The sequence below is a fragment of the Sulfurovum sp. genome, assembly GCF_041562805.1.
Classification (GTDB): Bacteria; Campylobacterota; Campylobacteria; order Campylobacterales; family Sulfurovaceae; genus Sulfurovum.
The window spans coordinates 1-9,578 of the sequence record NZ_JBFFOH010000092.1; the positions used below are offsets into that span (position 1 = coordinate 1).

The 9,578-nt window shown below is 36.9% G+C and carries 13 protein-coding genes; 6 read left to right on the forward strand and 7 right to left on the reverse strand.

The genetic code is table 11. The annotated features are described in order from the left end of the window. Positions 1-1,019: aldo/keto reductase (locus tag ABYK33_RS10440; RefSeq protein WP_373033133.1), on the forward strand; the 1,019-nt coding region annotated here is incomplete at its 5' end. A gap of 355 nt (positions 1,020-1,374) precedes the next feature. On the opposite strand, the gene ABYK33_RS10445 is transcribed toward ABYK33_RS10440, so the two are convergent. Continuing rightward, positions 1,375-1,587 carry a hypothetical protein gene (locus ABYK33_RS10445; protein ID WP_373033134.1) on the reverse strand — a complete coding sequence of 71 codons (213 nt, stop codon included), beginning with the start codon at positions 1,585-1,587 and terminating at the stop codon, positions 1,375-1,377. 175 nt (positions 1,588-1,762) lie between these two features. Then, positions 1,763-2,185 carry a hypothetical protein gene (locus ABYK33_RS10450; protein ID WP_373033136.1) on the reverse strand — a complete coding sequence of 141 codons (423 nt, stop codon included), beginning with the start codon at positions 2,183-2,185 and terminating at the stop codon, positions 1,763-1,765. A gap of 132 nt (positions 2,186-2,317) precedes the next feature. Here ABYK33_RS10450 and ABYK33_RS10455 point away from each other — a divergent pair, with 132 nt between their 5' ends. From ABYK33_RS10455 to ABYK33_RS10470, 4 genes are all read left to right on the forward strand, one after another. Next, a complete protein-coding gene (locus ABYK33_RS10455; RefSeq protein WP_373033137.1) occupies positions 2,318-3,463 on the forward strand; it encodes a type IV pilus twitching motility protein PilT in 1,146 nt (381 codons plus the stop codon). 171 nt (positions 3,464-3,634) lie between these two features. Then, positions 3,635-5,578: a PKD domain-containing protein gene (locus tag ABYK33_RS10460; RefSeq protein ID WP_373033138.1), complete on the forward strand. Its 1,944-nt coding sequence runs from the start codon at positions 3,635-3,637 to the stop codon at positions 5,576-5,578. A 231-nt stretch (positions 5,579-5,809) separates the two neighbouring features. Next, positions 5,810-6,028 (forward strand): cold-shock protein, encoded by a 219-nt coding sequence (locus tag ABYK33_RS10465; protein WP_373033139.1) that lies wholly within the window; start codon positions 5,810-5,812, stop codon positions 6,026-6,028. A gap of 92 nt (positions 6,029-6,120) precedes the next feature. Beyond that, positions 6,121-6,330 carry a hypothetical protein gene (locus ABYK33_RS10470; protein ID WP_373033140.1) on the forward strand — a complete coding sequence of 70 codons (210 nt, stop codon included), beginning with the start codon at positions 6,121-6,123 and terminating at the stop codon, positions 6,328-6,330. 103 nt (positions 6,331-6,433) lie between these two features. On the opposite strand, the gene ABYK33_RS10475 is transcribed toward ABYK33_RS10470, so the two are convergent. From ABYK33_RS10475 to ABYK33_RS10490, 4 genes are read right to left on the reverse strand one after another with little or no spacing between them, the layout of a single operon-like run. Next, positions 6,434-6,595 carry a hypothetical protein gene (locus ABYK33_RS10475; RefSeq protein WP_373033141.1) on the reverse strand — a complete coding sequence of 54 codons (162 nt, stop codon included), beginning with the start codon at positions 6,593-6,595 and terminating at the stop codon, positions 6,434-6,436. A 50-nt stretch (positions 6,596-6,645) separates the two neighbouring features. Then, positions 6,646-6,789 (reverse strand): entericidin EcnAB, encoded by a 144-nt coding sequence (locus tag ABYK33_RS10480; RefSeq protein ID WP_373033142.1) that lies wholly within the window; start codon positions 6,787-6,789, stop codon positions 6,646-6,648. A gap of 48 nt (positions 6,790-6,837) precedes the next feature. Continuing rightward, positions 6,838-7,161: a DUF6172 family protein gene (locus ABYK33_RS10485; RefSeq protein ID WP_373033143.1), complete on the reverse strand. Its 324-nt coding sequence runs from the start codon at positions 7,159-7,161 to the stop codon at positions 6,838-6,840. Positions 7,162-7,166: 5 nt separating this feature from the next. Continuing rightward, positions 7,167-8,486 (reverse strand): DEAD/DEAH box helicase, encoded by a 1,320-nt coding sequence (locus ABYK33_RS10490; protein ID WP_373033144.1) that lies wholly within the window; start codon positions 8,484-8,486, stop codon positions 7,167-7,169. A gap of 264 nt (positions 8,487-8,750) precedes the next feature. Here ABYK33_RS10490 and ABYK33_RS10495 point away from each other — a divergent pair, with 264 nt between their 5' ends. After that, positions 8,751-9,125 carry an ankyrin repeat domain-containing protein gene (locus ABYK33_RS10495; RefSeq protein WP_373033145.1) on the forward strand — a complete coding sequence of 125 codons (375 nt, stop codon included), beginning with the start codon at positions 8,751-8,753 and terminating at the stop codon, positions 9,123-9,125. Between the two features lie 125 nt (positions 9,126-9,250). Here the strand turns inward: ABYK33_RS10495 and ABYK33_RS10500 are convergent. Further along, positions 9,251-9,578: aconitase family protein (locus ABYK33_RS10500; RefSeq protein WP_373033146.1), on the reverse strand; the 328-nt coding region annotated here is incomplete at its 5' end.

Sequence of the window (9,578 nt, forward strand, 5' to 3'; positions counted from 1 at the left end):
ATAGATACATTGGAAGAACAGGACTTCGCGTTTCCCCCATCTGTATGGGGACAATGACCTTTGGAACACAGAGTGACAAGAAAGAAGCTTTTGAGATCATGGACAAAGCCTATGAACATGGAGTTAACTTCTACGACACAGCTGAACTCTACCCTGTTCCACCGGATGCAAAATTGGCAGGTATAACGGAGGAGTGGGTTGGAGAATGGATGCAAACAAAACCTCGAGATTCTATTATCCTTGCTACAAAGGTTGCTGGTGCCGCAAGTGGTTGGTTTGTTCCTCCTATCCGTCATGGGTTAACTGCTATCGATCGTTTTCATATCGAACGTGCTGTAGAAGGAAGTCTTAAAAAACTAAAAACAGACTACATTGACCTTTATCAAATGCATTGGCCCGATACAATCGTACCAATAGAAGAGTCACTTGAAGCCTTTGATAGACTGGTCAAAGCAGGGAAAGTACGTTACATGGGTACTTCCAATGACACTGCATACGGGACAAGCAAAGCGTTGATGACCTCTCAATATAAAGGACTGGCACGATTTGAATCCATACAAAACAACTTTTCTTTACTCAACCGTAGGTTTTTAGATGAACTATCTACTCTTGCTCAAAAAGAACAAGTTTCACTGCTCCCCTACTCACCACTGGCAGGAGGTGTGCTCTCAGGAAAATATAATCAAGGTCTCAGACCTGAAGATGCAAAGGGAAGATTCGCGACCTATTTGAAATCACCTAGCCAAAGACAGCGTCTTATGGCGCAACGTTTTATGAATAACAAGACACTGGCTTCTACACAAAAGTACTTAAAAATTGCCTCCGATGCAGGTATGCATCCGGTCACATTGGCTACCGCCTGGTCAAAACAGTTTGATTTTGTAGCTTCCACTATCATTGGTGCGACACATGCAGATCAACTAGATGCTTCACTAGCAGCCATGAATCTCACACTCAGTGATGAAGTTTTAAGAGCCTGTGACAAGGTGCATGAAGAGATACTCTACCCTATGGGGTAACTCTCATATAGTTGTGAGTTGATATAGTTTGATACTGTGTTATGAGAAGTGATTAGGTATGCATGATCCAAGCAAGAGTACAGATTATTATATTTGTGCCTACAACAAGAAGTGTAAATAACTTATCCTCTTTACAAGAAGTAGCAATATCCCTTAATACATTTTTCATTTCTCAGTTCCCAACTTTGAATTAACATAATGTATCATTATCTGTGTCATATTTATGTCACATTGAAAAAACTTTACACTTATTACTTATAGATCACCATAGTAATAATGTATGCTACAAATACAATTATGGTAATTGCAAGAACTTTATTGTCCTCTATGATTTTATCTCGTATGTCTCTCATATTTATGCCTCAACTGTTTTAGTCAAAGTTTCAGATAATTCAATAATTCTACTCATATCATGTGTCATACGCTTATTATCTATGGATTCCCAGTGTTCTTTCTCTTTCCGTGCATATATAGCTAATTCTTCTAATCCTTCTTTTTTCCAATATGTTAGATGATAACGTTCAAGTATTTCATTTAGTTGTTGTTCAATTAATTCATTCTTAGACATTCCGTCTCCTTTTTTGGATATGTAAAAATGATACTAAATAAATGTCAATTTTTTGTCAAATAAGAATGTTGATGAAGATGAGGGGTGAACAGTATTTTCGTCCCCCCTACTACAAAAACTATTCACAACAAGTCTCACCATAAGGAAGCACCAAGAACTATATTCCTTTAGATTATTATTTATGTGCGACACCATCTTTGATAATAAATGTATCCTGCATCAATTGCAAAGATCCAGAACTATTTTTTACTCTATATCGGCACACTGTTATCCATCCCTTAGCACCCACGCTGACAGGAGAGCATCTTTCTTCTTCCAGAGAATCAGGGTATTTAAGTGTTTTATTCCAATATTCATATACTGAATAAGGTACACCTGTACTGTGTTTACCATATGGTTTTTGACCAAATTTTGCTTCCAATTCTTGCCGCTTCATAGCTTCCGCACTAAGCAATTCAGCTCTTGCTTTTTCCTGCTCTGTGATGTGTTTATCCACAGGTAAAGTAGTCGTATTTGTATTGGTTTTCATCCATAATGGTTCAGTTACCCAGAGGCCAAACAGCACTACTGCAAAAAGTATATATTTCATAATTGTCATTGAATCCCTTTTCCACACAAGAAAGTATTTTAACATACTGGTCTAAACAAATATATTTTCTTCATCTTTGTCTATAATATAAGCTAATAAGCTGTAGTATAATATATATAGATAAAAAATAAGGGTAAGTATATGTCATTTGATAACAAGAATATTACGGAACGTTTAGATGCTTGGTTAACCATGTTAATTGATGTAGATGGAGCGGATCTACATTTAAAAAGTAATAGTCCAATTCGGGCCCGTGTAAAAAGTGACATTGTTCTCTTATCGAAAGAAACAGTAGATGCAGAAAGTATGGTATCACTCGTTAAAGCATTAACGGGTGATGAATATCAAAACTTTAGAGAGACTAAGGAATATGATGGTTCATATTCCCTTGATAAAGAGTACCGTTTCAGAGTCAATATTTATATGCATCTTGATGGTTATGCTGTAGCCTTACGTCTTATCCCTTCTTATATTAAAACTATAGAAGAATTGAACCTGCCAACATCCTTACACAAACTTACAGATCTTCGACGTGGGTTAGTTCTCGTTACAGGTACAACAGGAAGCGGAAAGTCTACAACACTTGCAACTATTATTGAAGAGATAAATAAAACACATAATCGTCATATTATTACGATAGAAGATCCTATAGAGTATGAACATAATGATGCGGAAAGTATCGTTGAGCAACGTGAAGTAGGTACACATACCAATAGTTTTGCTAATGCATTGCGTGCAGCAATGCGTGAAGATCCGGATATTATTGTTGTTGGTGAGATACGTGATATTGACACGGCTGAAAGTATTTTACGAGCAGTCAATACAGGTCACCTTGTATTTTCCACTGTGCATACATTAGATGCTAGAGAAACCATTGACAGACTCATCGCTATATTCCCTAGCGATGAACAAAACCGTATACGTGAATCACTTGCAGCTACTCTCGAAGCAGTTATTTCTCAGCGCTTGATCCAAGGAATAGATGGAAACATGATACCTGCAGTAGAGATAATGTATAGAAGTCCTCAAATCCAAGAGCTTATTCGAAGTAAACGTGACAATGAAATCCCTGATGCTATTGAAAAAGAAGGTAGCAGTTTCGACTCTATCACCTTCAATCGTGCTCTTTTTGATCTTACATTGGCAGAAAAAATCACTGAGGAACAAGCATATCAGTATGCAAGCAGTCCTTCTGACCTTAAATTGATGTTCACAGTGAGTAATGAGTATGAAGAGAAATTTCATGCAGATACAATAAATGAGGCTCCTTTACTTAAGGGAGAGTAATCATATTAGACCATGAGATACTAAAAAAAGTACTCATGGGTTAACTTCTTTATAAATACCTTTATTCTTTCCTAATAAATAAGAGAAAATCATCATATCTCTCATACTAGATGAAACCATTTGTTAATAATTTTAATTTATAATTAGAATTACTATAACAAGGGATTCACTATGAAACATCTCATCTCTCTAACATTTAGCATCGTCTTTCTACTTTTATTAAACGCCTGTGGAGGTGGATCAAGTAGCAATGATGGAGATACTTCATCTCCAGAAAATATTCCACCTGTTGCAAATGCGGGAGAAGATAAAATTGTACATGTGAACGATACAGTCGATATCATAGGAAGTGGAAGTGATGCCGATGGAAGTGTTGACAGTTATGAATGGAAAGAAGATAGTACGGTTTTAGCCACTACACCTGCTTTTGATTACATACCAACAACTATAGGTATCCATACCCTTACACTTACCGTTACAGATAATGGTGGCGAAACAGACAGTGATACCATGGATGTAAATGCGACAATATTTCCCGATGCTATCGTACATGATACTTCTTTTAAATCAGATCACTTCAGTGGTTCAGAAAACTGTGCACAATGTCATGATGGGATTTCTGATACAAGCACTAATCCAGACACAGATGTATCTATCGTCAAAGCATGGCAAGGTACCATGATGGCGAATGCATCTATTGATCCTCTTTACTTGGCAAAAGTTGCCAGTGAAGTGAATCGTAATCCGAATTTTAAAGATGTTATTGAAGATAAGTGTAGCCGTTGTCATATGCCAATGGCCAATGTTGAAGCCGGTTTTACTGGTGATGCCATCTCAATGTCAGGTGATGGATTTCTTAACCCTGATAACATCCATTATAATGAGGCAAAAGACGGGGTGAGCTGTACTCTTTGTCATCAGATTGAAAATGATCCAAAATTGGGTACAGACGAAGGTTTTTCTGGTCAATTTGTCATCGCTGACAATGAAGATAATAATCGTAAAGCCTATGGTCCCTACCCTGGCCCGCTTACTGGTCCAATGACAAATGACAACTTTAATATTAAATTTACACCTACATATAGTACACATATAGAAGACTCCAAACTATGCGCTTCCTGTCATAATCTCGATACACCCGTTATTGATGCACAAGGAAATCTAAACGGTTTGACTTTTCCTGAGCAAGCTGTTTATACTGAATGGGAATACAGTGACTTTAACGACTCAAACATCAACACAGCAAAAAGCTGTCAAGCGTGTCATATGCCAACAACAGAAGGCAGCGTTATACTCTCTACTAAAGGTAGTAATCTCACACCGAGACCAAATTTCCATCAGCATAAATTCCTTGGTGCCAATACGTATATGCTTGAAATCATAAAGAACAACAGTACCAAATTGGGTGCCATTGCTGATACAGCAAGATTTGACGAAAGCATTACTGATACTAGAGTATTTCTTAAAGCTGCTGCCGATGTCAATATCATAAATACAAACTTTGAAAACGGCACACTTAAATTTTCTGTCGTAGTCACTAATCACAGTGGTCACAAATTCCCAACCAGCTTACCATCTCGTCGAGCATGGCTACATGTCCAAATAACAAATACAGCTAACCAGAGTGTATTTGAATCAGGTGCATTTAACAGTAATGGACAGATCATAGGTGTTGACGATAATACTGATGGATATGAAAAACACTATGAGAAGATCGATAATGCAATGGAAGTACAGGTGTATGAACCGATCATGGCAGATACTGATGGTAAGCAGACATACACATTTATGCAAGCTTCAAGATATCTCAAAGATAATCGTATCCTACCAAAAGGTTTCAAAAACACTGCCCCTGCTAATGCTCAAGCTTATGGGGAAGCCCTTAATGATAGTAACTTTGTTGGTGGAAGTGACACAGTAGATTATGAGCTAAGTCTACCAGATGCTGATTATACTATTACGGTAACATTACTTTATCAGACAATGTCTTATGGCTTTGCACAAGATCTTTACAAAGATGTAGATCTGACTGAAGTTGCACTTATGAAATCACTTGATGACACTACAACCAATCACTTTGAAACCATCTCAACAGATATAGAAACTGTTAAATAAGTAGATAGGGATATACATCCCTATCTATAACTTTTTACTAGATATATAATTATTTGCTATTATTTAAATATTCAGCTATAATACCACTATTGAAAGATGATTTAGAGTTTCATCTTTGGCTTGACTTTTATTGATAACCTTATGTTTCCAGTATTATCCTCCATGAGAACACTCCACTTTATATTTTAAGCACTTCAGCAATGATGTGTAAACACACCCAAAGGAATAACAATGGCAACATTAGTAAACGGAACAGTAAAATGGTTCAACAGTGAAAAAGGTTTCGGTTTTATCGAACAAGAACAAGGCGGAGATGACGTATTTGTACATTATCGTCAAATTAATAATAACGGTTACGATCGTGTTTCTCTTAACGATGGTCAAAAGGTTACTTTTGAGATCGGTAAAGGCGAAAAAGGCTTACAAGCTGAAAACGTTACTGGTCTTTAAGACTATCTATGGGCAGAGAGATCTGTCCATATTTTAAACAGTTTAATAAAGAGACTAATAGGTCTTTTTATTAATTTGCTTAAAGGAAACGTATGAAAAGTAAAGAAGCTGTTTTAGAAGCGTTAAATGAAGGTAAAAATCTTATTAGTAGTATCACAGGGTTACAATACACTCTGATCAATAACATATTACATACTCGTCATAGTGAAAGAAGTGACTGGAACCAAAGTGAACTTAATTTTTACAATCCACCATCTTGGCTAAATCTCAAAATCATAGAAGAAAAATCTACCAATCTATAAGATGTAACAGAGTCTCATAAGACTCTGCTGACACATTTTAAAAACAGACTCTCACATTCAAGAACTACTGTCAAACCATCAAAAAATAAAATTCTCTCTACTACTATTCTACGATAGGCTTATCTGAAGATGGTGCTGACTCAACCTCTGGCTCTTGTACATCATCATTTTTCTTATTTAGTTTTTTCTGGCGTTTTTCTTCTTGTTTCTTCTGTTTCTCGAGTTCTCGACCACGTTTTTCATAAGAGTAGTTTGTTTTTGCCATTAGTTGTTGCCTTTGCAGTATCTGCTATTGTCTATCCTCAAACACGATCACTATTCAGTTGCGTCGTGCACTGCTTTTTTAGATGTTTCCCATGCTTTTGAGGAATCTTGTTTAACACCATTCCAAGTTTTAGTACATCCTGACACTATCATACTTAACCCCATAAGTAGTAGCACTATACTTATTTTCTGCATACTTAAAATCCTTTTTTTATATAATAATACAAGGTTTATATTAATACTTTATGACTCAGTTTCATATTCAGAGGATTCAGGCACTTCTTTGATAGGTTTATCTACCACTTTTGCGAGGATCTCAACATAACATTCTGTAGCTCCAGTTTCTTTGACGGTATCAAGTTCTTTAATAAGTTCATCAAAATCAACTACTTTTGCTGTATCCGGAGTTGCACCAACTTTACAGTCAAAATCCCAATATGTCATCTTCGCATCTTCAAGTTTCTTTTTCTTTTCACGTTTTACATACTTACGAATGTCATGTTTTACTGATTCAAGTACACGGTCTTCATGTTTTTTCTCGTCTGTGAGTTTAAATATTTTTTTCATCTGTTCTATCCTTCTGATCTGTTTCTGTTACGATTTCTATTTCTACTGTTACTTCTGGCACCATCATGTCCACCACCGTTGTTTGCATGAGAAGTGTTGCTACGAGGTTTATTACGTGAGTTTCCGCCACCATTGCCACGACCTTTTCCACCGCCTCTACCATTTTGTATAGGTTCTGCTTTTATGTTAGGGTCTGGCTTAAACGCTTCTATTTCCACTTTTGGAATCTCTGACTTAGTGAACTTTTCTATATCAAATAGTAATTTATGTTCATCTACACATACAAGTGAGACTGCCTCACCACTCTGCCCTGCACGACCTGTTCTACCTATACGGTGAACATAATCCTCCGGTACATTTGGAAGTTCATAGTTTACCACATGTGGAAGCTGGTCTATATCTATCCCTCTTGCTGCAATGTCTGTGGCAACAAGTACACGGATCTCATTTGCTTTGAATGAAGCCAAAGCTTTCGTTCGAGCTCCCTGACTTTTATTTCCATGTATCGCAGCAGCAGATATACCGTACTCTTCAAGCTGTTTAGTCAGTTTATTGGCACCATGTTTCGTACGTGTGAAAACTAAAACCTGTTTCCAGTCTTTTGCCTTTATCAGTTGAGAAAGCAATTCTCTCTTTCTTCCTTTATCTACGAAGTGAACTACTTGAGATATCTGATCAGCTGTCTTGTTCTGACGTGCCACTTCAACAAGTACAGGATCTTTAAGGAGTCCTGATGCCAACTTCTTGATCTCTGGTGAGAATGTTGCTGAAAAAAGTAGTGTTTGTCTCTTTTGAGGCATAAGTTTCATAAGCTTTTTAATGTCATGGATGAACCCCATATCAAGCATACGATCCGCCTCATCAAGTATTAGACATTCTAATTTAGAAAAGTCTATTCCTTTTTGTCCTGCTATGTCTAAAAGTCTACCCGGTGTGGCGATAACTATATCCACACCTTTACGGATTGTTGCCAGCTGAGGGTTGATTCCCACACCACCAAAAATAACCGTAGAACGGTAAGGCGTATATTTACCATAATCTTCGATACTCTGTGCTACTTGTGCTGCGAGTTCACGCGTAGGTGTCAGGACAAGTGCACGTATTTGCTTTGCATGCATATGCGGTTGTTTTTGAGAAAGTCTCTCAAGTAAAGGAAGTGTAAATCCTGCTGTTTTACCCGTACCTGTCTGAGCAGCAGCCAAAACATCTTTTCCTTCTATAACGACAGGAATAGCTTTTTGTTGTATGGGTGTAGGAGTATCGTACCCCTGTGCTTTGATAGCTTTTAAAAGAGGTGCTGATAACCCCAAGTTTGAAAATGACATGTATTGTATACCTTATTGAACGAGCCTACCATCTATGGTATGAGGTCGGTCTTAGGCTAAGTTAGTTGTTTTATTTTTATTGTAGTACCCAGAGGGGAAATAGAAGTCGTTGACCGATGTACGCTTAAATTATGTGACATTATAGCGTAATTTTATAGTAATTATAATTTTACTTTTAATAACACCAAATACTTGAATCCATCTATATATAATTATTACTTTATCTGATACAATATAATATTATCAAATAATTAGGAGATCACTATGACAGATGAAGATTTTATAAGACTTGAAAAAATTGTCTATGACAATGACTTAGAGGCATTTAAGAAAGAATTTGAAAACGGCATGGATGTTAACATTCAAAACACATACGGATGGACCCCGCTTCATATTACCATCAGACGTGACAGAAGAGATATGGTTGAGTATCTTTACGAGCAAGGTGCTGATATCAACAAGGTAGATGGTGTAGGATGGACGCCACTTATGGAAGCAGTGATGGATGATATGCCAGAACTTTGTGCCTTCCTTATAGAAAAAGGCGCTGATGTTACTATAGCCAATCAAAGAGGAGGAACAGCAGGAATGCTTGTTCAAAAATTTGGTCGTGAATCCATGGCAAAATATTTCCAATAGTACCTATTAATTTAAATGAAAAGTTTAGAGGAGAGATGTAAAGCGAATTTGGTATATATGAGTTATAGGAGTAATTTGTATCTCCTAAAAACATAGGAGATACAATAAGAAAAAAAGTACGAGGTTTACTCAACCATCGCTTCAAGTTCAGCTTTAGAAACTTTGTTAAAGTTTAAGTATTTGTAAATATCATCAGACATTTCTGGCTTGATCTTGTTTTGAACAATTTCAAGGTACTCAGATGCTGTTGGTAATTTACCTTTAAGTGCAACCACTGCTGCAAGTTCAGCAGATCCAAGATACACTTGTGATCCTTTACCAAGTCTGTTATCAAAGTTTCTAGTTGATGTAGAGAATACCCATGCATTTTGCTTAACAGCTGCCTGGTTACCCATACAGAGTGAACATCCTGGAGGCTCGATACGTGCTCCAGCCATTCCGAATACAGAATAG